This is a genomic window from Methylobacterium sp. R2-1, assembly GCF_014191355.1.
Taxonomy (GTDB): domain Bacteria; phylum Pseudomonadota; class Alphaproteobacteria; order Rhizobiales; family Beijerinckiaceae; genus Methylobacterium.
In genome coordinates this window covers 85,338-105,545 of the sequence record NZ_JACHWM010000002.1, presented here as the reverse complement: position 1 = coordinate 105,545, position 20,208 = coordinate 85,338, and the positions used below count along the sequence as shown (strand labels likewise).

Here is a 20,208-nt window from a genome sequence, read left to right as displayed (position 1 = left end):
GTTGCCACCTCACGCCGCACGCAAGGCCCGGATCGTCCCGAGTGTATCCGTCCGCAGCGTGACGAGACGGTGGATCAGGGCAGGAAGGTCGCCGCCGTCCCGGCAGGCCGCCTCGATCTCGCGACACAGATCGGAGAGGGCAACGAAGCCGAGGGCGCCGGCGGCGGCGACCACGGCGTGGGCGTCGTAGGCGAGCTGCTCCCTGTCGAAACCGATCCGGTCCGGCTCGGCGGCCTCCGGGAGGAAGCGCCGTTCGAGGTCCAGCTCAAGCAGCGAGAGGAGCGACAGCACGCGCTCGCGGCCCATCGTGTCCTGCACGGCAGCGAAGGCCGCCCGGTCGAGCACTGGCCCGCCGTCGCGCGCATCGGCCTGGATGCCGGGCTCGCGGTGGAAGGCACGATGCCGGTCGTCGTGTCGAGGAGTCCCGAGAACGGCTGCCTTTTCGAGCGCCCGCGCCGCGCCGGCGGACCGCCAACGCTCGATCACGGCGCAGAGCTGGGTGCGCTTGAAGGGCTTGCCGACATGGTCGTCCATGCCTGCCGCGATCAGATCCTGGACCTGTCCGTCGAGGACGTTGGCGGTCATCGCTACGATCGGCAGGCGGGCGGCGGGGCCCGTCATGGCACGGATCCGGCGGGTGGCGGTGAGGCCGTCCATTTCCGGCATCTGTACGTCCATCAGCACGACGGCGTAAGGGTCGGCCCCTCCCGCCGGCCCGTAGACGGCCTCGACGGCCGCGATCGCCGCAGCGCCGTCGCCTGCCACATCGACGCGGTAGCCCTCCGCCTCCAGCACGGCGCGGGCCAGCGTCTGGTTGATCGGCACATCCTCCACGAGCAGCAGACGGACGCCCCCCGCCGCGTTCGGGGGCTGCGCGAGGGCCGCTGCCTCGGCGGCGAGCGGGCGGGTGCCGCGCGGCAGGGCCAGGGTGAACCAGAAGGTCGATCCGACGCCTTCCAGGCTCTCGACCCCGATCTCGCCCCCCATCATGGTGACGAGGCGGTGGCATATGGCGAGGCCGAGGCCCGATCCGCCGAAGCGCCGGCTGATCGAGCCGTCGACTTGGCTGAAGGGCTTGAACAGCCTGTGCCGCTGCGAGGGCGCGATGCCGATGCCGGTGTCGCTGACCTCGAAGCGCAGGGCTTCGGCCGTGCCGCCGTCGGCGCCGGTAACGGATCCTTCGTAGCGGACGGTGAGGGTGACGGAGCCTGCCGGCGTGAACTTGACCGCGTTGTTGAGCAGGTTGAACAGCACCTGCCGCAGGCGGTTCGCGTCGCCGATCACGCTCGCGGGCAGGTCGGGGTCGATCCGCGCCTCGACGGTCAGCGCGCTCTTGAGGGCGCTGCCCCGCATGATCGCGACGGTGTCCTCGATCAGCTTGCCGAGAGCGAAGGGAAGCGGGTCGAGTTCGAGGTGTCCGGCCTCGATCTTGGAGACGTCGAGGACGTCGTTGACGACGGTGAGCAGGGCCTCGCCCGACACGCGGATCAGTTCCAGACGGCGCTGATCCTCCGGGTCGCGGTCGGGCCGGTCGAGCAGCAGGTCGGCATAGCCGAGGATGCCGTTGAGCGGCGTGCGGATCTCGTGGCTCATGGCCGCGAGGAACTCGCTCTTGGCCGCACTCGCCCGCTCGGCCTCCACCGTGGCGGCGCGGGCCTCGGCGGTGGCGGCGCGCAGGGCTGCCTCGGCCGCCTTGCGCTCGGTGATGTCGAGATGCAGCCCGAGCATCCGATACGGTCGGCCGGCGCCGTCATAGAGGGTGCGACCGGAGGTGTAGAGCCAGCGCTGGCCCACCCGGTACTCCGCCGTGAAGCGGGTCTGGGTATCGACGGCATGGTGGATCCGGTTCCAGGCCTCGACGACGTCGTCGGGATGGATGGTCGCGGTCCATTCCGTCGGGGACAGGGCGCGCGGTTCGCCGGTTTCAGGCAAACCGTAGAGGCGCACGCTCTCCGGCGACAGCACGGTGATACCGGTGCGCAGGTTCCAGTCGAAGGTTCCGGCCTCCGCCCCCTCCAGGGCGATGCCGAGCAGGCGGCTCGTATCTTCCACGGCGAGCCGCGCCGAGACGATCTCGTCGATGTCGAGGGCGGTGCCGATCCACTCGACCACCTTGGCCGGTTCCGACGCGCTACGGATCGGAGTGATCGACAGCTTGTGCCAGCGATAGGTGCCGTCGCGTGCCTTCAGGCGCCACTGGCCGTCGTAACCCTGGCCGCTCGCCTGAGCCGCCCGCCACGCCGCGTCCATGGCCGCAGCGTCGTCGGGATGGTTGCGGGCGAGCCGCTGCACCCGCGCGGCGCCGATCGGTCCGTAATAATCCTCGAAACGCGCGTTGACGTAGGTCGACTCGCCGCTGTCCGGATCGACGGTCCAGACCAGCAGCGGCAGGGCGTCGGCGAGGCTGCGGTAGCGCATTTCGCTGCGCCGCATCTCCGCCTGGATCCGGAGCCGGTCGGTCACGTCCATGAGGATGCCGAACAATCCGGTCGTTCGGCCCGCCTCGTCGGTCTTGCAGGTGCCCCGCACCATCACGTCGCGGACCGTTCCGTCCGGTCGTGCGAACTGCGTCTCGAACTCGAAATCGTGCCCGCCCGCGATCGCCGCGGCGATGATGGCCTCGACGCGCCCGCGATCCGCGGGATGGCACAATTGAGCGAGGCCGGGATGCCGGGCTGCCGTCGCCGTCGGGTCGAGGCCGGCGATGCGCAGCAGGCTTTCCGAGTAGATCGGTTGGCCGCTGGCAAAGTTGACGCGCCAATGGCCGACCTGGGCGATCTGCTCCGCCATGGTGAGGAGGGAGTTGGCACTCGCCCGCCGCTCGATCTCCGCGCCCTGGGCACGGATGGTGCTCTCGTGGATCTGGCGCAGCGCCCGTTCGCTGGCGTAGGCGAGGTTGTCGCGCCGCAGCCGCATCTGCGCCGTTACGATCTCGGCGAGGTCGCGCAGGGCCGCCTCGTCGTCCGGCGTGAAGTCCCGCGGTTGCGGATCGACGAGGCAGAGGGAGCCGAGCCGCACGCCCGGCTTCAGGATCAGCGGCGCTCCGGCGTAGAACACGATGTGGGGCGGGCCGGTGACGATCTCGAGTTCGGAAAAGCGCGGGTCGCGGCGGGCGTCGGGAACGACGAGCAGCGCATCCTGCTCGATCGTCCGATCGCAGAAGGAGCCTTTGCGCGGCGTCTGCACCGGCATGGTACCCGCGCAGGCCTTCAACCATTGTCGCTCGGCATCGACCAGGGAGATATAGGCCGTCGCGACGCCGAACAGGCGCTGCGCCGTCCGGCACACGGCCTCGAACTGCGCCTCGGGATCACTGTCCAGGATGCGCAGCGCGTGCAGGGCCGCGAGGCGTTCAGCCTCGCCCGCCGATCCCGTGGTCACGGCCTCACCGTCGTTCCGAAAGCCTCGTGTCCGCCTCCGACCATAGCTCCGTGCGCGCCGTCCGTCCCGGCCCATGATGCTACGCTCGGATGTCTTCCGATGCGCCGCGGGAGAGGGAGGGGCAAGGGCGGAGGTGCCCCGCGCAGACGGGCTGCCTCCAATGCCCAGACCATCCCGAGCATCATGTAGACGTGGCGCCACTTCTCCACGTCGATCTGCATCGCCTGGAGGAAGAACATCAGCAGCGCAGGGAACACGATCTGCGCATAGGCCCGGTAGGGTGAGGGACGCACCATGAGTCGGAAGCCGACGAAGGAGGTCGCCGTCACGAGAGCGATAAAGGCGGCGCCCGCCAGCCAGCCACCGTTGGCGAAGCTGCCGATGTAGGAGTTATGCGGCTCCAAGTTGAAGATCTGCCGCCAGCGTAGGGGACCGAAGCCGAGTGGCTCCTCCAGCATCATTCCCATGCCGCGGATCTGGTTGCCGAAGCGGCCGGTCTCGCCCTCGTCGTAATCCTGCGTGACCGCGGCGCGGGTGTGGAACGTCTGGGCGACGCTGTCGATCGAGAGGAGTCCGGCGAGGGCGACCGCACCGAGTCCGACGGTGACGAGGCCGAGCGTCACGATCCGCCGTCGCAGGGCCCGCGAGCGGCTCGTCGCGTAGAGCGCGCCGATCATCACGGCGACCGCGATCACGGTCCCGCCCCAGGATCCACGGGAGAACGACAGGAAGATGCCTGCCATCACGACGACGAGGCTGACCAGGGATAGGAGCGGCCGCCGCGTCGAGCCGGAGAGCAGACCGTGAATCAGGTAGAGCGCGCCGAGGGTCAGGAAGGAGCCGAACACGTTCGGGTCCTGGAAAGTACCCGAGGCGCGGCCGTACTTATAGAACAGGTCCTCGATGCCGAGGAGCTGCAGGTAGCCGACGATGCCGAGGGCCGCCGAGAGCACGCAGCTCGCCGTATAGGCCTTGAGCGCGACCTCGATGCGCGCCCGCGTGTCGTCGGCATAGAGCATCGCGAAGAAGATGCAGGTCACCGTGAGATAGGCGAGCTGCACCGTCCATGTCACCGACAGCGGCTCGTTGAGATAGGGCAGCAGCGCGATCCCGATCGCCGTGAGGTAGGCGAGGAGCAGGAGCACGAGGGGCACGGCGCCCCGGTGCAGGCGGATGCCGAGTGCCAGCCACAGCACGATCGTGGGAATCGCCACCAGGTCGTAGGGCGATGCGTCCGAGAAGGCGAAGCATGCGAAGAAGATGAAGGCCGCGTGGAGGGCGGTCGCCAGTCCCTGGACCGCGCGAAGGGCGGGGATGCGGCCCCAGGCTCCCGCGTCCCATCGCGACGGCGACGCGGTGGCCGTCGCGCCTGTCAGCGCGGCTGTCGTGGAGGACATCGGCGAACTCGAACTCTCGCGGGGCGCCGCGAACGCCACCCGCCGAAGCCGCTCGACGCGGCAGCCGACAGGGTTGCGGACCCCTCAACCGCGCGATCGAACCACCGAAAGGTTGCGTTTTAACCAACAGCCCGGAGGAAGAAGCGGGTCCGCCAACCTCAGGATGCGGAATCGGCCAGGTTAGGTCCTGAAGCCGGCCGATCGAGAGCACGTCTCGACCGGGCTCTTCTTCGGTGACCGGTGCAAGCCGCGGTTGCCGCATGATCCCGGACATCCGATCCGAAATGAGGCGCCGAGACGCCAGGTCTCGCGCCGTCTTTACGAGATGCGCCGATATCCTCGGCCGGGACGAGGCCCGATACCGCGCACGATCGGCCGCTCGACGGGAGATAGGCCGAACGAGGCGACTCGAACCCTATGGCACGCAGTCGGAACATCGAATGCGAATTTAATCCGGTCCATCGCGTGTGCCATGGCACGTCGCTACGGGACATGTATTCCCATGTTCAGTCTATCGAAGGCGATACAAGTCCGAAGCGCCGGAATTTGATGAATATAAAATTGGAGAAACGCATGAAGACCCGTATTGCCGCTGCAGTTGCCGCTCTTATGCTTGGCGCTGCCCCCGTCACGTCGGCTCTGGCCTTCAGCGCCATCGATGCGCGTCCGGTGCCGATGGCGTCCGGCTGGAATGCGCCGCTCGGCGTCCATGACGGCCCCTACCACGCGGCCTGCCCGATGAGCTCGGCTGCGGAAGGCAACGCCAACCAGCAGAACTTCCCGGTCAAGCAGTACGGCCAGACCGCCGGCGGCTACCGCTGCTGAGGCCCCACGAACCTGCTGCTCAACCTCTGACGCCGGACCTCCATCCGCTCGAAGTCCCGTCGAGCCATCGGTGATGAGAAAGGGCTGCCCGCGAGGGCGGCCCATTTTTATAGACGCTTTCGAACCGGGGAAGCGTCGCCTTACGCCTTGCAGTCGTAAAACCCTTCGCGGATCGCGTCCGCATCGAGGTTGCGGCCGATGAAGACGACGCGGGAGACACGCGGCTCATCGGCGCCCCACTCCCCCTGGACGTCGCCGTCGAGGATCATGTGCACACCCTGGAAGACGAAGCGCTTCGGCTCGTCGGGGAAGGCGACGATGCCCTTGCAGCGCAGGATGTCCGGTCCCTGAACCTGGGTCAGGTTCGAGATCCAGGGCATGAACTTCTCCGGGTCGACCGGGCCGTCGATCTTGGCCGAGACCGACTGCATCTGCTCATCGTGGTGATGGTGGTGGCCCTCCTCCAGGAAGTCGGGCTCCACGTCGAGGATGCGCGAGAGGTCGAAGGCGTTGCGGTCGAGCACCTGATCGAGCGGGATCGCGCAGCGCTCGGTGCGGTGGACCTTGGCCCAAGGATTGATCGCGCGGATCTGGCCCTCGACCCGGTCGAGGTCTTCGCCCGAGACGAGATCGGCCTTGTTGAGCAGGATCACGTCGGCGAAGGCGATCTGGTTCTTGGCCTCGGGCGCGTCGCTGAGCCGGGCGGTGAGCCACTTGGCGTCGGCCACCGTCACCACCGCGTCGAGGCGGGCGGCCTCGCCGACATCCTGATCGACGAAGAAGGTCTGGGCGACCGGAGCGGGGTCGGCCAGTCCGGTGGTCTCGACGATGATCGCGTCGAACTTGCCGCGGCGCTTCACCAGCCCGTCCATGATGCGGATCAGGTCGCCGCGCACGGTGCAGCAGACGCAGCCGTTGTTCATCTCGAACACCTCCTCGTCGGCGCCGACCACGAGGTCGTTGTCGATGCCGATCTCGCCGAACTCGTTGACGATCACGGCGTAGCGCTTGCCGTGCTGTTCGGTGAGGATGCGGTTGAGCAGCGTCGTCTTGCCGGCTCCGAGATAGCCGGTGAGCACCGTCACCGGGATCTTCTGGGACGAGGCGGTGAGGGGGGAGGCGTCGGACATACGGAATCCTGGGACGGGTACATCAGGGCAGTGATACCTGTCATATTGTATCATCGGGCGGCCGTGGAAGGCCGCCGTGACGCATCCCGGCCCTGTAACGGTCAGGAGGCTGGCCGCAGCCCCGCGCTCAAGGCCGCCAGCGTCCGCCCGAACCCTTCCGGCCCGGCGAGGAAACGCTCCAGCAGCAGCGACCCCTCCAGCGTCGCCACGACCATCCGGGCATGGGCCTGCGGATCGAGACCAGCGCGAACGCTGCCGTCGATCTGACCCTCCTCGATCACACCGGCGAGCCAGGCGATGTGCTTGTCGAAGAAGGCGGTAATGGCCCGGCGCAGAGCCTCGGGCAGCGTCTCCAGCTCGACGGCGAGCGCCGCGCACAGGCAGCCGAGCCCCTGCTCGACCCCGCCGAGATAGAGCCGGCCATAGGCCTCGATCCGGGCGACCCCGTCGCCGGTCGCGCCCGCAATCGTGTCGAGCGCCGCGTCGTAGCGCGCGTCGTAGGCCTCGATCAGCGCCTGGGCGAGCGCTTCCTTTGTACGGAAATGGTGGTGGATGCTCGCCTTGCGGATGCCGACCGCCTCGGCGAGGTCGGCGTAGCTGAAGCCGGAATAGCCCCGGCCGCGCACCAGGATCTCGGCCTCGCTGAGGAGCGACGCGCGCGTGTCTCTCATCGTCCGTCTACCGTCCGTCCACTCGTGGTCCGTCCCTGTCCGGCTGATCACGTGATCGCGACGGGCCCGTCCGTTCCCCGATGCTGGCACTTGACGGCCGAAAAATCTACCTACTAGATGGTTTGCAATATATCGGTAAATTCATCGGGAGGGAGCGGCTGATGGCGGCACGGTCGTGCCTGGGTCTGGGGCCGAGCGGAGGCACGCGGTGATCCCCTCCCTCACGCGGCGCGCGGCCCTGCTCGGCGGGCTCTGCCTGTGCTGCCTGCCGCGGCCCGGTTTCGCGGCCGACGCGCTGTCGATGGACGAGGTCGCGCCGGGCGTCTTCATCCGGCGGGGGCCCGACGCCGAGGCGACGCCGGAGAACGCCGACGGCATCGCAAATATCGGCTTCATCATCGGGCGCGACGGTGTGCTCGTCACCGAATCCGGCGGCAGCCTCGCCGACGGGCAGTGGCTTCGCCGGGAGATCGCCCGGCGCACCGACAAGCCGATCCGTTACGTGATGCTGACCCACGTGCATCCCGACCACGTCTTCGGTGCCGCCGCCTTCCGCGGCGACAACCCGACCTTCGTCGGCCATGCCGCCTTGCGCGGCGCCCTCGATGCCCGCGGCGAATTCTACCGCCAGCGCCTGGCCGAGATCCTCGGAGGAGACAAAGCGGGCGAGGTCGTCTACCCGACGATGGACGTGAAGGATGGGGCGGAGATCGATCTCGGCGACCGTATCCTCCGGCTCACCGCCCATGGCAGCGCGCACACGACCTGCGACCTGTCGATGTTCGACACCGGCAGCGGGCTCCTGTTTCCCGCCGACCTCCTGTTCGTCGGCCGCGTCCCCTCGCTCGACGGCAGCCTGCTCGGCTGGTTCAAGGAGATCGAGCGCCTGAAGGCGATGGGAGCCGCCGATGCCGTGCCGGGTCACGGCCCGACTCGGGTCGCCTTCGCGCCGGCGATGGCCGATCTCGCGCGTTATCTCTCGGCCCTGCGCGACGAGACCCGCAAGGCGGTGGCTGCCGGCGTGCCGATCGAGACGGCGGTGCGGACGGTGGCGCAGGGCGAGAAGGATCGCTGGGCCTTGTTCGACACCTATAACGGCCGCAACGTCACTCAGGCCTACCAAGAACTCGAGTGGGAATGACCGCCGCACGCTTCGGGGGACTTCCGGGAAGGAGACCCGCCATGAAAGGCCTCGCCATGACACGTTTTCCCATGAAACGCCTGATGCTTGCCCTTGGCCTGACGCTCTCCGCAGCGGCGCTCGCGCCTGCCCCGGTCATGGCCGGCGCCACCGATACCGACGAGGAGCGCGCCGTCCGCTGGACCGAGATCAAGACGTCGATCTTCGGCGACCGGAAGGCCGAGGCCAGCGAGCGCGCGGTGACCATCGACGCGCCCGCCCGCGCCCTCGACGCCGCACTGGTGCCGATCGGCCTGACGCTCGCGGACAAGGACAGCGTGAAGGGTCTCTATTTCGTCATCGACGACAACCCCTCGCCCTACGCGGCGCACTTTACCTTCGGCCCGGCCGCCGACCCGGGTGAGATCAAGCTGCGGGTGCGGGTGAACAACTACACCAACGTCCATGCCGTGGTGGAGACCAAGGACGGGCGGCTCCTCGAATCCGCCAAGTTCGTCAAAGCCTCCGGCGGCTGCTCGGCACCGATGGGCATGAGCGACGAGGAGGCGATGAAGGGCATGGGCGAGATGCGCATGAAGTTCGTCGGCGAGCCTCAGGCCGGCAAGCCGATCGAGGCGACGCTGATGATCCGCCATCCGAATTTCTCGGGCATGCAGATGAACCAGATCACCCGCGACTACACGCCCGCCCGCTACATCGAGAGGGTCGACGTGACCTCGGGCGACACGCTGGTGTTCCACCTCGACGGTGACATCTCGATCGCCTCGAACCCGGTCATCAACTTCGCGATGCGGCCCGACATCCAGGGGCCGATCAAGGTCGTGGTGTCCGACAACCAGGGCGGCCGCTGGGAGCACAGCTTCCCGCTCCCCTCCGCGAGCAACTGATGTCGAGAGGGCGAAGGGGGCGGAGCATGCGGGTGATCGCCAGGGTCGCGGCCCTCACGGCCCTGGGACTCCTGCTCGGCGCGGCCGGACCCGCCGACTCGCCGGTCAACGTGCCGGAGCCGGACGGGCTCTATACCGGGCCGCCGCGGGGCTACACCCCGGCGACCCTCAAGGGCGCGACGGTGGTCGACCGGAAGGGGCTCGAAGCGCTGCTGCCGGAAGGCCCGGTCCTCATCGACGTGGTGCTCGCCGACCACCGGCCGGCGGGCCTGCCCGCCGACCGGCCCTGGCTGCCGACGCACCGCTCGATCCCCGGCGCCGTCTGGATGCCTGGTGCCGGCGGCGCGCCGCTGCCGCCCGAGAAGGAGGAGGCCTTCCTGCGGCGGGTCGCCGAGTTGACCGGCGGCGACAGGGCCAAGCCCGTCGTGACCTTCTGCCGGCCGGAATGCTGGGGGAGCTGGAACGCCGGCAAGCGGCTGGTCGCGGCCGGCTACAGCCGCGTCCACTGGTTCCCCCTCGGCGTCGAGGGCTGGCAGGACGACCACGACACCGCCGTCGTCAAGCCCGATCCGGCCTGGGCCGAGTCCGGCAACGGGCGCGCGGCCCAGCGCTGACAGGGCAGCGAGGCGCCGTGAGGATGTGCTGAGGATGAAGCGATGACGACCCGCCGCCACGTTCTCGTCCTCGGGGCCGCGCTCCTTTCCGGGCTCCTGGGCTGCGGCCTGCCCGTTGTCGGGCACGCGGCCGAGCCTGTCGCCTTTGACGCGACGGCCTTCGAGACGGCGCAGGGTGAAGGGCGACCGGTCCTCGTACAGATCTCGGCGCCCTGGTGCCCGATCTGCCGGACGCAAAAGCCGATCCTGGCCGCGCTCTCGGCCGATCCGCGCTTCAGAACGCTCGCCATCTTCACGATCGACTTTGACAGTCAGCGCGACCTTGTACGCCGGTTCGGGGCGCAGATGCAGAGCACGCTCATCGTCTACAAGGGCAAAGCCGAGGTTGCCCGCTCGGTCGGCGAGACACAGCCCGAATGGATCGAGCAACTCCTCGAAAAAGCGCTCTGACACATTGCTGCCATCATGCGGCCGAGCCGGCTCGCGAGCCTAATTTTCGAGCGATCTCAAGCCTCTCGATCATCAGGCTGTGCCATTGACACCGGTTGAGATGTGGCGGAAAAACGGCGAACCCGGAGGTGGTTCGAAGTCTAGGGAGGAAACGCCCGAAAAGGGCAAGCGGAGCGACTGAAGCAACCTTCACATCGATTGTCGGCCGCTACTTCCAGCGGCTGCGACGCGAAGAACCAGAACGTCGCCGCAGGAGAAGGCAAGGCCCCCTCCGGGTAACACTTCTCTTCCGATCCACCGGAACCGGCCCATATGCCCCCTGCGAGGCGGCGCGAACGGGCTTATAGAGGCGTTCCGCATGCCATGCCCGGCCCGCCGGGCACCCCGGGAATGGCAGCCTTCCGGATCACGAGCCATGTCGCAGGTCGTTCAAACCCGTCGTCTCCAGGCGGTCGATCTGATCAAGCGCAAGGCCGAGGGGCGCAAGATCATCGCGCTCACCGCCTATCACGCGCACACTGCCCGCATCGTCGATGCCTATTGCGACTTCGTCCTGGTCGGCGATTCGCTCGGTATGGTCATGCACGGGATGGAATCGACCCTGCCGGTGACCCTGGAGATGATGATTCTCCAGGCCCAGGCCGTGATGCGCGGGACCTCGCGCGCTCTGGTCGTGGTCGACATGCCGTTCGGCTCCTACGAGGCGAGCCGCGAGCAGGCCTTCCTCAACGCCGCTCGGGTCCTCAAGGAGACGGGCGCCGGGGCGATCAAGCTCGAGGGGGGCGCGCGATTCGCCGAGACGGTCGCCTTCCTGACCGAGCGGGGCGTGCCGGTGATGGGCCATATCGGCCTTACCCCCCAATCCGTGAACACGATGGGCGGCTTCAAGGTGCAGGGGCACGGGGCCGGCGACGAGGACCGGCTGCGTGCCGATGCCCGCGCGATCAGCGATGCGGGCGCCTTCTCCATCGTCATGGAAGGCATCGTCGAACCGGTGGCGCGGGCCATCGCCACCGACCCCGCGATCCGCGCCGCGACCATCGGCATCGGCGCCACCGCGGCCTGCGACGGGCAGATCCTCGTGCTCGAAGACATGCTGGGATTGAGCGACCGGGTGCCGAAATTCGTCAAGAGCTTCGGATCGCTGCGCGCCCATATCGAGGAGGCGGTGCGCGCCTACGCCGACGAAGTGCAGGCGGGCCGCTTCCCGGCGGAGGGGCACACCTACCCGCCGCGGTGAGCTTGCGGCCCGGCCTGCGGCTTGACGAAATGGTCTCCATCGGGCATTGACCGCGCCGGAATTCGGCCGGGGCTTCCCGGCCTTTTGCGTTTCGCCCGCGCTGGCGCGCCACCAGCGAATCGCCCCTCGACCCGCTTTAGGAGCGCCACGCCATGGCCAAGGCCGTTACCGTCAAGATCCGCCTCGTCTCGACCGCCGATACGGGCTACTTCTACGTTACGAAGAAGAACTCCCGCACGCAGACCGAGAAGATGGTCATGAAGAAGTATGACCCGGTCGCGCGCAAGCACGTCGAGTTCAAGGAAGCCAAGATCAAGTAAGGCGAGGTCAAGTAAGCCTTTGCTTCCATCCCTTCGCGGATGTTTCAGGGCCGCTCCGGCAACGGGGCGGCCTTTCGCGTCTGGGGCGGGGCGCGGGGGATTTTGTCGGCACGCCGACGCGGACGACCACCCTCGCGCAAGCGAGATCATGTAGAGCAAGGGGTATGAACGCCTCTGCCTCGCATCTTGTTCCCGCCGGCATCGCGCTGACGATCGCTTCCACCGCCACGGTCCTTGAGCGCGCCGGATACGCGCATTCGGCCGAGATGACGGTAGGCGCGGCGCTCGCGGCCGCCGCAGTGATGGTGCTGATGCGTGCCGCGCCGGCGTGGTTTCGGGTCAGTTGATTTCAGCGCGCCCAAGCCCCGGGGCCGCCGCTCTCAACTGCGGTCGAGCCGGGCCGACAGCATCCGTACCTTGAGCCGGGGTGAGAAGGGCAGGCCCGCGAGCAGCCGCTCGCGCCGCACCACGTCGCCCGGCCGTGGGCCGCGCACGCCGACGACGCTCTCGCCCCGTGCGGCGATCCGGGCCGGCAGGGCGGTGTGCGCGCGACGCATCCGCCCGAGCGCCATGTCCGGACGGGCGGTTCCGACGAAGCGGTCGAGACTGCGGATCCAGCCCTCCGCCGGGATGTCGCCCGGCTCCAGGCACAGCAGCCACTCGCGCCGCGCAGCCCGCGCGCCCGCGCTCCACGGGTTGGCGCCGGGCGGGCGGACCACCAGGGTGGCGCCGCTGCCCTCGGCCACGGTCTCCAGGGCGGAGCAGCCCTCCGCCGTCACGATCACCGCATCGCCCACGAGTCCGGCTGCCACGCCCGCGACGAGCGCGCTCAGCGTGTCGGCGAGGCACTCGATCGCCGCCGGGTCGGCGGATCGTGCCACGTGGATGAGGCCGGAGATCATGCCGCGCGAATAACCGATTTTACGCCCTCGCAAAGCCTTCGTTGCGCCGCCGCTCCCGCGGACGGCCCCGAATGAGGGAGAAAGCCCGTACCTGCATCAATCTTGTGCATTCCGGCTTTCAATGTTCCTGTTATGTTCTTAAGAAGACAGGGGCAGAGCGGCGCCGTGACGAGGGGCTTCGGGGTGGGAGACGAACGGACGCCGCTTCAGGGCCGGCTGGATCGCGCCCGGCACGGCGGCTCTCGCGGGGACGGTTCTCGGGTCGCGCCCGAGGCGCGGCGCGGGCGCGGGGCCACCGTGAACCCGGATGGGCGCTTCGAGGCGACCCGGCGCGAGACCTTCGACGATGGCTGGCCGGAGGAGGCGGAGCGCTCCCGGCGCACCGAGGTGACGCCGGAGCGCGCCCGCCACATCATCACCCGCAACGCCTCGCCGGACATCCCGTTCGACCGCTCGATCAACCCGTATCGCGGCTGCGAGCACGGCTGCATCTACTGCTTCGCCCGGCCCAACCACAGCTATGTCGGCCTCTCGCCGGGCCTCGATTTCGAGACGCGGCTGTTCTCGAAACCCGATGCGGCGGCCCTTCTGGAGCGGGAATTATCCGCGCCGGGATATCAACCGCGGACCATCGCGCTCGGCACCGCGACCGATCCCTACCAGCCGATCGAGCGCACGCACGGCCTCACCCGCGCCGTACTCGAGGTGCTGGCCCGCTTCCGCCATCCGGTCGGCATCGTCACCAAGTCGAACCTGATCCTGCGCGACCGCGATCTGCTGGCGGAGATGGCGGCGCAGAATCTCGTGAAGGTGGCGATCTCGGTCACCACCCTGGATCCGGATCTGGCGCGGCGCATGGAGCCGCGCGCGCCCCATCCGCGCAAGCGCCTGGAGGCGATCCGCAGTTTGAGCGAGGCGGGCGTGCCGGTGATGGTGATCGCCGCGCCTCTCATTCCCTCGCTCAACGACCACGAGGTCGAGGCGATCCTGGAGGCGTCGCGGGCGGCGGGGGCGCGAGAGGCGAACTACGTGCTGTTGCGTCTGCCGCACGAACTCGACGACCTCGTCGGCGACTGGTTCACGGAGCATTATCCGGGGCGCAAGGCGCACGTCTTCTCCCTGCTGAGCGCGGCCCGCGGCGGCAAGACCTACGACGCCGCCTTCGGCACCCGCATGATCGGCCAGGGCTCCTACGCCGACCTGATCCGTCGCCGCTTCGCGCTCGCCAAGCGGCGCCTCGGGTTTCCGGAGGCGCCGGTCCGCCAGACGACGGAGCTTTTTCGCGTCCCGCCGCGGGTGGGAGATCAGTTGGCGCTGTTTTGAGTGGGCTCGCGCCATGGTCTCGGTCTCTCCTCCGTCATTGCGAGGCGAAGCCGTGGCAATCCAGGGCGCGAGTCTTCCGGATAGGTCGCGCCGCCGGATCGCTTCGCTGACGCTCGCGATGACGGAGAGCGGCAGGACCCGAGGCGATCAATCCGAAAACGGCGTCACGAGCCTGAAACGATGCCCGCGGCCTCGAACCGGCCCGTGAAACTTACCCGGTGATGCGGGCTGCGGCCCTTCGCGGTGAGACCGGCGAGGTGGGCGGCGGTGCCGTAGCCGGCGTTGCGCTCCCAGGCATAGGCGGGGTGGCGCGGGGCGAGCCGGCGCATCAGATCATCGCGAAACGTCTTGGCGACGATGGAGGCGGCGGCGATCTGCGGCACGAGGCGGTCGCCGCCGACCACGGCGCGGCAGGGTTGGGCGAGACCCGGAATGGCGTCGCGCCCATCCACCAGCACGGTCGCGTCGAGGCCGAGACCCGCGACCGCCCGGCGCATGGCGTCGAGGGTAGCGCCACGCACGTTCACCCGGTCCACCAGCGCCCGCGAGCCCGCCGCGAGCGAGACCCGTGCATGCGCCCGGATCAGCGGTGTCAGCGCCTCGCGCGCGGCGCGGTCGAGGCGCTTGCTGTCATCAAGCCGGGCCAGGATCTCGGGCGGGAAAGCGAGCGGATCGAACCAGACGGCCGCCACCATCACCGGCCCGCACAGCGCGCCGCGCCCGACTTCGTCGCAGCCGATCACGGCCGGATAGCGCGCGGCGAGGGCGGGATCGAACGGGCGGGCTTTCGCGGATTTCGGACCGGGGGCCATGCGCGGACCCTCGCATCCCCGCGGCCGGCGGTCATCCCGGTGCGGCTGAAAACCCGGCGGACAATCAGCCTTGTGACGAAAATGGATCAGCCGGGGCGGGGCAGCGCGGCACCGCTCGGGCAGCGGGCAGAGCGCTGCACCGGCCCCAGCGCGTGGGCGGTCGCGATGTTGTCGTAGAACTGGCGCGCGCTCTCGGCCCAGGTGTAGCGCAGGGCTTCCGCCCGGCAGCGCGTCCGCGGAATCGCGAGCGCGGCAAGGGCCGCCGCGCGCAGGTCCGTATCGAGGGCGCCCGCACCGGTGCCGCCGATGACGTCGAGCGGACCGGTAACGGGAAATGCCGCCACCGGCAGACCGGAGGCCAGGGCTTCGAGCAGTACGATGCCGAAGGTGTCGGTCAGGCTCGGGAAGACGAAGGCGTCGGCGCTCGCGTAGATCCGCGCCAGGGCCTCGCCGGTCCGCGCGCCGAGGAAATGCGCGTCGGGCGCCAGCGCCTGGAGCCGGGCCCGGTCCGGCCCGTCGCCGACCACGACCTTGGAGCCCGGCAGATCGAGGGCGAGAAAGGCGGCGAGGTTCTTCTCCACCGCCAGCCGCCCGACCGAGAGGAAGATCGGGCGCGGCAGGTCGGGCAGCGCGTCCTCGTCGCGAGGGCGGAACAGGTCGGTGTCGACGCCCCGTGTCCAGCGCATCAGGTGGGTGAAGCCGCGCCCCGCCAGCTCGCGCTCCAGCGAGGGCGTGCTGACCATGGTGCCGCTCGCCGCCGCGTGGAAGCGGCGCAGCCACGCGTAGCTCCAGGCCTCAGGCACGGGCGCGCGGGCGGCGAGGTACTCGGGAAAGCGGGTGTGATAGCTCGTGGTGAAGGCCTGCCCCCTCGCCAGGCACGCGGCGCGCACCGCGTGGCCGATCGGGCCCTCGGTGGCGATGTGCACGTGGGTCGGCGCGAGCCGCTTCCAGCGCTCCAGCACCCGGCCCCTCGTGACGAGGGAGAGCCGGATCTCGGAATAGCCCGGCATCGGCAATGACGCGAAGTCGGCGGGCGTCAGCATCAGCGGCTCGACGCCGAGCCCGGCGGCGGCCTCGGCCATGCGCTCGACGGAGCGCACCACGCCGTTGACCTGCGGGTGCCACGCATCGGTGGCGAGCAGCAGCCTCATGCCGGCCTCATGGGGGATTCCATCACTCGGCGTCAGGCGACGGCGCGGCGGATCTCGGGTTCGAAGTTCTCCGCGGCGCGGCGCGCGCGCAGCATGGTCGGGTAGTGCAGCACCTCCATGCGGCCGTCGTAATGCTCGACGATGCCGGTGCAGGATTCCACCCAATCGCCGGTGTTGAGGTAGGTGAGCCCCTCGACCTCGCGGTGGGCCGCGTGGTGGATATGGCCGCAGATCACCCCGTCGGCGCCCTGGCGCCGGGCTTCGGTGGCGAGGAAGGTCTCGAACTGGCCGATGAAGTTGACCGCGTTCTTCACCTTCAGCTTGGCCCAGGCCGAGAGCGACCAGTAGGCGAGCCCCAGGCGGCGGCGCACCCGGTTGACCACGGTGTTGACGGTGAGCGCCGTGGTGTAGGCCCAGTCACCCAGATGCGCGAGCCACTTGGAGTGGCGCACGACCATGTCGAACTGGTCGCCGTGGATGACGAGGTAGCGCTTGCCGTCGGCCGCGACGTGGACCCGGCTGTCGGCGATCTCGATGCCGCCGAAGGTCATGCCGATATAGTCGCGCAGGAACTCGTCGTGGTTGCCGGGCACGTAGACGACGTGGGCGCCCTTGCGCACCTTGCGCAGCAGCTTCTGCACCACGTCGTTGTGCGCCTGCGGCCAGTACCAGCCCGAGCGGAGCTGCCAGCCGTCCACGATGTCGCCGACGAGGTAGATCGTATCGGCATCGACGTCGCGCAGGAAATCGAGCAACAGGGCCGCTTGGCAGCCTTTGGTGCCGAGATGAAGATCGGACAGAAACAGCGTCCGAACGCGGATGGTCGATTCCGGATCTTGGGACACGGGCGCCTCCGGCTCCTCGCAACCGCATCGCGACGGGGAAGAGCCAAATCGCATTCCGATCTCAGTTTGATGACGGCGGCACGCATCATCCTGCCGCGCGCCGATCGCGCGAACGTCCTCCCGTCACCCCGTGCCCGGCCCGCCGCAGACCCTGCCCGCGGCCTGTGCATACGAAAATCTTTTTGTTTTTCAGTTCAGTTTTTTCCGTTTTCCATTCCCTGGCAGGGGAGGCATAACGGCGGCCAAGGTCATCCGCCGCGCGTGCCTCGCGCTTGCGCCACAGCACCCGGCAGAGGTGCGGGCAAGGGTACGGGAATGGCCGTGAAGGATGGGAGCGCTGGACAATCAGCAGGAGCGCGCTTGAATGCGGCGCGAAGCTGACGCATCGAGGGTTCGGTCCTCTGGAGGCGACCGGCGCTGCTGCACGCGCCGCGACGCGGGTGGCATGATGGCCGCTTCGCCGCTCCGGGACGGTCAACGATCCGACATCGCAGTGGTATGGTCCCGGCCCGCGAGAGGCCTTTTGCGCGGCGGCGCGGCGGGACTGAACGACGTTTCACGGCGGGCTTGCGCTCGCCATCAGGATCGGGCGGGATCGCGGCCGCGAAGGGCCGACCTGCCCAGAACGACTTAATTGGAGGAAACTTTCATGGCGGCAACGAGACGTCCGGGACGCAACCACCTGTTCGTTCCCGGCCCGACCAACATCCCGGACCGGGTGATGCGCGCCATGATGGTGCAGTCCGAGGATCACCGCTCGGTCGACTTCCCGTCCCTGACGAAGCCGCTGTTCGAGGACACCAAGAAGGTGTTCGGCTCGACCGAGGGCACGATCTTCCTGTTCCCGGCCTCCGGCACCGGTATCTGGGAATCGGCGCTGACCAACACGCTCGCCCGCGGCGACAAGGTGCTGACCGCCCGCTACGGCCAGTTCAGCCACCTCTGGATCGACATGGCCCAGCGCCTCGGCCTGGACGTGATCGTCCAGGAAGAGGAGTGGGGCACCGGCGCCAAGCCCGAGAAGATCGAGGAGGCCCTGCGCGCCGACAAGAACCATGAGATCAAGGCCGTCATGGTGGTCCACAACGAGACCGCCACCGGCGTGACCTCGAATATCGGCGCCGTGCGCAAGGCGATCGACGCTGCCGGCCACCCGGCCCTGCTCTTCGTCGACGGCGTGTCCTCGATCGGCTCGCTGCCGTTCTACGCCGACGAGTGGAAGGTCGATTGCGCCATCGCCGGCTCGCAAAAGGGTCTGATGCTTCCCGCCGGCCTCGGCGTGATCTGCGTCAGCCCGAAGGCGCTCAAGGCGGCCGAGGGCTCGTCGGGCCGCAACGACCGGCTTGCCCGCGTCTACTTCGACTGGGAAGACCACAAGAAGCAGAACGGCGCCGGCTACTTCCCCTACACTCCGCCGCTGCCGCTGCTCTACGGCCTGCGCGAGGCGCTCGCCTGCCTGTTCGAGGAAGGGCTGGAGAACGTCTATCACCGCCACGCTGTGCTCGGCGAGGCGACCCGCCAGGCCGTCGCGGCCTGGGGCCTGAAGACCTGCGCCAAGTCGCCGGAGTGGAACTCCGACACCGTCACCGCCATCCTGGCGCCCGAGGGTGTGGACGCGGCCAAGATCATCAAGCACGCCTACGTGCGCTACAACCTCGCGCTCGGCGCCGGCCTGTCCCAGGTCGCGGGCAAGGTGTTCCGCATCGGCCATGTCGGTGACCTGAACGAGCTGTCCCTGCTCGGCGCGATCGTCGGTGCCGAGATGTCGCTCCTCGACAACGGCGTGAAGGTGACGCCGGGTTCGGGCGTGGCCGCGGCCTCCAGCTACCTGCGCGAGAACCCCCTCGCCAAGGCCTGATTTCAGGCCTGATTTTTGGAGGCGGTGCCGGTTCCAACGGCGCCGCTTCCGCTAAGTAGAGAAAGGCGCCCCGCGGAACGTCCGGCTTGCCGGCCCATCTAGCGGGAGACGCTTCAGGGCAGGTGAGGAAACGGGGCCGGCGTAACGCCCGCCGGTCGATCCGGAAGGGGTCCAGAATGACAAAGAAAGTCGTCTTCCTCGATCGCGAGTCGCTCGACGCGACCGTGCGCGAATTCAACTTCCCGCACGAGTACAAGGAATACGAGTCGACCTGGACGCCGGAGGAGATCGTCGAGCGCCTTCAGGGCGCCGAGATCGCGATGATCAACAAGGTGCCGATGCGCGCCGACACGCTGAAGCAGCTTCCCGACCTGAAGCTGATCGCGGTGGCCGCCACCGGCACGGACGTCGTCGACAAGGCCGCGGCGAAAGCCCAGGGCATCACGGTCGTCAACATCCGCAACTACGCCTTCAACACCGTGCCCGAGCACGTGGTCGGCCTGATGTTCGCGCTGCGCCGGGCGATCGTGCCCTACGCGAATTCCGTGCGACGGGGTAATTGGAACAAGTCTAAGCAGTTCTGCTACTTCGACTACCCGATCTACGACATCGCCGGCTCGACGCTCGGCATCATCGGCTACGGCGCGCTCGGTAAATCGATCGCCAAGCGGGCCGAGGCCCTCGGCATGAAGGTGCTGGCCTATGACGTGTTCCCGCAGGATGGGCTCGTGGATCTCGAGACGATCCTGACCCAGTCCGACGTCATCACGCTCCACGTGCCGCTGACCCCCGACACCAAGAACATGATCGGGGCCGAGCAGCTCAAGAAGATGAAGAAGTCCGCGATCCTCATCAACACCGCCCGCGGCGGGTTGGTGGACGAGGCGGCCCTGCTCCAGGCGCTCAAGGACGGCACCATCGGCGGTGCCGGCTTCGACGTCGTGGCGCAGGAGCCTCCGAAGGACGGCAACATCCTCTGCGACGCCGACCTGCCGAACCTGATCGTCACCCCGCACGTGGCCTGGGCGAGCAAGGAGGCGATGCAGATCCTCGCCGACCAGCTCGTGGACAACGTCGAGGCCTTTGTCGCGGGCAAGCCGCAGAACGTCGTCGAGGCGTAGACCTTCGGGTCTCCCGCTCTCACCCTCATCCTCGGGTGCCGCGAAGCGGCCTCGAAGGATCCTCCAGATCCCGCGCGATCCCTGGAGCAACCTTCGAGGCCCGCGCTACGCTCCGGCACCTCAGGGCGAGGGTGGGGATG

The 20,208-nt window shown here is 68.7% G+C and carries 19 protein-coding genes; 11 read left to right on the top strand and 8 right to left on the bottom strand.

Annotated features, from left to right (window positions below; translation table 11 throughout):
* Nucleotides 1–9: 9 nt before the first annotated feature.
* Together FHU13_RS03130 and FHU13_RS03125 are read right to left on the bottom strand one after the other, a co-directional pair.
* A complete protein-coding gene (locus FHU13_RS03130) occupies nucleotides 10–3,381 on the bottom strand; it encodes a PAS domain-containing protein (protein ID WP_183434402.1) in 3,372 nt (1,123 codons plus the stop codon).
* Nucleotides 3,378–4,778 (bottom strand): O-antigen ligase, encoded by a 1,401-nt coding sequence (locus tag FHU13_RS03125; protein WP_183434401.1) that lies wholly within the window; start codon nucleotides 4,776–4,778, stop codon nucleotides 3,378–3,380. The genes FHU13_RS03130 and FHU13_RS03125 overlap by 4 nt, the downstream gene beginning before the upstream one ends.
* A 573-nt stretch (nucleotides 4,779–5,351) precedes the next feature.
* Between FHU13_RS03125 and FHU13_RS03120 the strand changes: the two genes are divergently transcribed.
* Complete coding sequence (locus FHU13_RS03120) at nucleotides 5,352–5,603, top strand: hypothetical protein (RefSeq protein WP_183434400.1); 252 nt, start codon at nucleotides 5,352–5,354, stop codon at nucleotides 5,601–5,603.
* 140 nt (nucleotides 5,604–5,743) lie between these two features.
* On the opposite strand, the gene FHU13_RS03115 is transcribed toward FHU13_RS03120, so the two are convergent.
* On the bottom strand, nucleotides 5,744–6,733 hold the full coding sequence (locus FHU13_RS03115; protein WP_183434399.1) for a GTP-binding protein: 990 nt from the start codon (nucleotides 6,731–6,733) through the stop codon (nucleotides 5,744–5,746).
* A 101-nt stretch (nucleotides 6,734–6,834) separates the two neighbouring features.
* Nucleotides 6,835–7,404 (bottom strand): TetR/AcrR family transcriptional regulator, encoded by a 570-nt coding sequence (locus FHU13_RS03110; RefSeq protein ID WP_183434398.1) that lies wholly within the window; start codon nucleotides 7,402–7,404, stop codon nucleotides 6,835–6,837.
* 208 nt (nucleotides 7,405–7,612) lie between these two features.
* On the opposite strand from FHU13_RS03110, the gene FHU13_RS03105 reads away from it, so the two are divergent.
* From FHU13_RS03105 to FHU13_RS03075, 7 genes are all read left to right on the top strand, one after another.
* Entirely contained in the window at nucleotides 7,613–8,545 is a 933-nt protein-coding gene (locus tag FHU13_RS03105) for a quinoprotein relay system zinc metallohydrolase 2 (RefSeq protein WP_183434397.1), read from the top strand.
* A gap of 71 nt (nucleotides 8,546–8,616) precedes the next feature.
* Nucleotides 8,617–9,432 (top strand): quinoprotein dehydrogenase-associated SoxYZ-like carrier, encoded by an 816-nt coding sequence (locus tag FHU13_RS03100; protein WP_183434703.1) that lies wholly within the window; start codon nucleotides 8,617–8,619, stop codon nucleotides 9,430–9,432.
* Between the two features lie 26 nt (nucleotides 9,433–9,458).
* The gene (locus FHU13_RS03095) at nucleotides 9,459–10,046 is read left to right on the top strand and encodes a rhodanese-like domain-containing protein (RefSeq protein ID WP_183434396.1); all 588 of its coding nucleotides are present in this window, start codon (nucleotides 9,459–9,461) and stop codon (nucleotides 10,044–10,046) included.
* Between the two features lie 42 nt (nucleotides 10,047–10,088).
* Entirely contained in the window at nucleotides 10,089–10,496 is a 408-nt protein-coding gene (locus FHU13_RS03090; protein ID WP_183434395.1) for a thioredoxin family protein, read from the top strand.
* 415 nt (nucleotides 10,497–10,911) lie between these two features.
* Entirely contained in the window at nucleotides 10,912–11,736 is an 825-nt protein-coding gene (panB, locus tag FHU13_RS03085) for a 3-methyl-2-oxobutanoate hydroxymethyltransferase (protein ID WP_183434394.1), read from the top strand.
* A 152-nt stretch (nucleotides 11,737–11,888) separates the two neighbouring features.
* On the top strand, nucleotides 11,889–12,056 hold the full coding sequence (gene rpmG, locus FHU13_RS03080; RefSeq protein WP_003602581.1) for a 50S ribosomal protein L33: 168 nt from the start codon (nucleotides 11,889–11,891) through the stop codon (nucleotides 12,054–12,056).
* Nucleotides 12,057–12,220: 164 nt separating this feature from the next.
* Nucleotides 12,221–12,403: a hypothetical protein gene (locus FHU13_RS03075; protein ID WP_183434393.1), complete on the top strand. Its 183-nt coding sequence runs from the start codon at nucleotides 12,221–12,223 to the stop codon at nucleotides 12,401–12,403.
* A 33-nt stretch (nucleotides 12,404–12,436) separates the two neighbouring features.
* On the opposite strand, the gene FHU13_RS03070 is transcribed toward FHU13_RS03075, so the two are convergent.
* Nucleotides 12,437–12,958, bottom strand: a complete 522-nt coding sequence (locus FHU13_RS03070) for a hypothetical protein (RefSeq protein ID WP_183434392.1) — start codon at nucleotides 12,956–12,958, stop codon at nucleotides 12,437–12,439.
* 132 nt (nucleotides 12,959–13,090) lie between these two features.
* On the opposite strand from FHU13_RS03070, the gene FHU13_RS03065 reads away from it, so the two are divergent.
* On the top strand, nucleotides 13,091–14,281 hold the full coding sequence (locus FHU13_RS03065; protein WP_183434391.1) for a PA0069 family radical SAM protein: 1,191 nt from the start codon (nucleotides 13,091–13,093) through the stop codon (nucleotides 14,279–14,281).
* Nucleotides 14,282–14,445: 164 nt separating this feature from the next.
* On the opposite strand, the gene FHU13_RS03060 is transcribed toward FHU13_RS03065, so the two are convergent.
* The 3 genes from FHU13_RS03060 to FHU13_RS03050 all read right to left on the bottom strand — a co-directional run bounded on the left by FHU13_RS03060 (nucleotide 14,446) and on the right by FHU13_RS03050 (nucleotide 17,089).
* Nucleotides 14,446–15,093 carry a ribonuclease HII gene (locus FHU13_RS03060; RefSeq protein ID WP_183434390.1) on the bottom strand — a complete coding sequence of 216 codons (648 nt, stop codon included), beginning with the start codon at nucleotides 15,091–15,093 and terminating at the stop codon, nucleotides 14,446–14,448.
* An 86-nt stretch (nucleotides 15,094–15,179) separates the two neighbouring features.
* The gene (locus tag FHU13_RS03055; RefSeq protein ID WP_183434389.1) at nucleotides 15,180–16,244 is read right to left on the bottom strand and encodes a glycosyltransferase family 1 protein; all 1,065 of its coding nucleotides are present in this window, start codon (nucleotides 16,242–16,244) and stop codon (nucleotides 15,180–15,182) included.
* 32 nt (nucleotides 16,245–16,276) lie between these two features.
* Nucleotides 16,277–17,089 carry a UDP-2,3-diacylglucosamine diphosphatase gene (locus tag FHU13_RS03050; protein ID WP_183434388.1) on the bottom strand — a complete coding sequence of 271 codons (813 nt, stop codon included), beginning with the start codon at nucleotides 17,087–17,089 and terminating at the stop codon, nucleotides 16,277–16,279.
* A 649-nt stretch (nucleotides 17,090–17,738) separates the two neighbouring features.
* On the opposite strand from FHU13_RS03050, the gene FHU13_RS03045 reads away from it, so the two are divergent.
* Together FHU13_RS03045 and FHU13_RS03040 are read left to right on the top strand one after the other, a co-directional pair.
* Nucleotides 17,739–18,947, top strand: coding sequence for an aminotransferase class V-fold PLP-dependent enzyme (locus FHU13_RS03045; RefSeq protein ID WP_183434387.1), 1,209 nt, complete (start codon nucleotides 17,739–17,741; stop codon nucleotides 18,945–18,947).
* A gap of 176 nt (nucleotides 18,948–19,123) precedes the next feature.
* Nucleotides 19,124–20,068, top strand: a complete 945-nt coding sequence (locus FHU13_RS03040) for a D-2-hydroxyacid dehydrogenase (RefSeq protein WP_183434386.1) — start codon at nucleotides 19,124–19,126, stop codon at nucleotides 20,066–20,068.
* The last annotated feature ends 140 nt before the right edge of the window (nucleotides 20,069–20,208 follow it).

Excerpts from the sequence above, each read along its gene's own strand:
- FHU13_RS03110 (WP_183434398.1), bottom strand. The coding sequence starts at position 7,404 with ATGAGAGACACGCGCGCGTCGCTCCTCAGCGAGGCCGAGATCCTGGTG.
- panB (WP_183434394.1), top strand. The coding sequence starts at position 10,912 with ATGTCGCAGGTCGTTCAAACCCGTCGTCTCCAGGCGGTCGATCTGATC.
- FHU13_RS03090 (WP_183434395.1), top strand. The coding sequence starts at position 10,089 with ATGACGACCCGCCGCCACGTTCTCGTCCTCGGGGCCGCGCTCCTTTCC.
- FHU13_RS03055 (WP_183434389.1), bottom strand. The coding sequence starts at position 16,244 with ATGAGGCTGCTGCTCGCCACCGATGCGTGGCACCCGCAGGTCAACGGC.
- rpmG (WP_003602581.1), top strand. The coding sequence starts at position 11,889 with ATGGCCAAGGCCGTTACCGTCAAGATCCGCCTCGTCTCGACCGCCGAT.
- FHU13_RS03065 (WP_183434391.1), top strand. The coding sequence starts at position 13,091 with ATGTTCTTAAGAAGACAGGGGCAGAGCGGCGCCGTGACGAGGGGCTTC.
- FHU13_RS03070 (WP_183434392.1), bottom strand. The coding sequence starts at position 12,958 with ATGATCTCCGGCCTCATCCACGTGGCACGATCCGCCGACCCGGCGGCG.
- FHU13_RS03095 (WP_183434396.1), top strand. The coding sequence starts at position 9,459 with ATGCGGGTGATCGCCAGGGTCGCGGCCCTCACGGCCCTGGGACTCCTG.
- FHU13_RS03120 (WP_183434400.1), top strand. The coding sequence starts at position 5,352 with ATGAAGACCCGTATTGCCGCTGCAGTTGCCGCTCTTATGCTTGGCGCT.
- FHU13_RS03075 (WP_183434393.1), top strand. The coding sequence starts at position 12,221 with ATGAACGCCTCTGCCTCGCATCTTGTTCCCGCCGGCATCGCGCTGACG.
- FHU13_RS03045 (WP_183434387.1), top strand. The coding sequence starts at position 17,739 with ATGGCGGCAACGAGACGTCCGGGACGCAACCACCTGTTCGTTCCCGGC.
- FHU13_RS03060 (WP_183434390.1), bottom strand. The coding sequence starts at position 15,093 with ATGGCCCCCGGTCCGAAATCCGCGAAAGCCCGCCCGTTCGATCCCGCC.
- FHU13_RS03100 (WP_183434703.1), top strand. The coding sequence starts at position 8,617 with ATGAAACGCCTGATGCTTGCCCTTGGCCTGACGCTCTCCGCAGCGGCG.
- FHU13_RS03125 (WP_183434401.1), bottom strand. The coding sequence starts at position 4,778 with ATGTCCTCCACGACAGCCGCGCTGACAGGCGCGACGGCCACCGCGTCG.
- FHU13_RS03040 (WP_183434386.1), top strand. The coding sequence starts at position 19,124 with ATGACAAAGAAAGTCGTCTTCCTCGATCGCGAGTCGCTCGACGCGACC.
- FHU13_RS03115 (WP_183434399.1), bottom strand. The coding sequence starts at position 6,733 with ATGTCCGACGCCTCCCCCCTCACCGCCTCGTCCCAGAAGATCCCGGTG.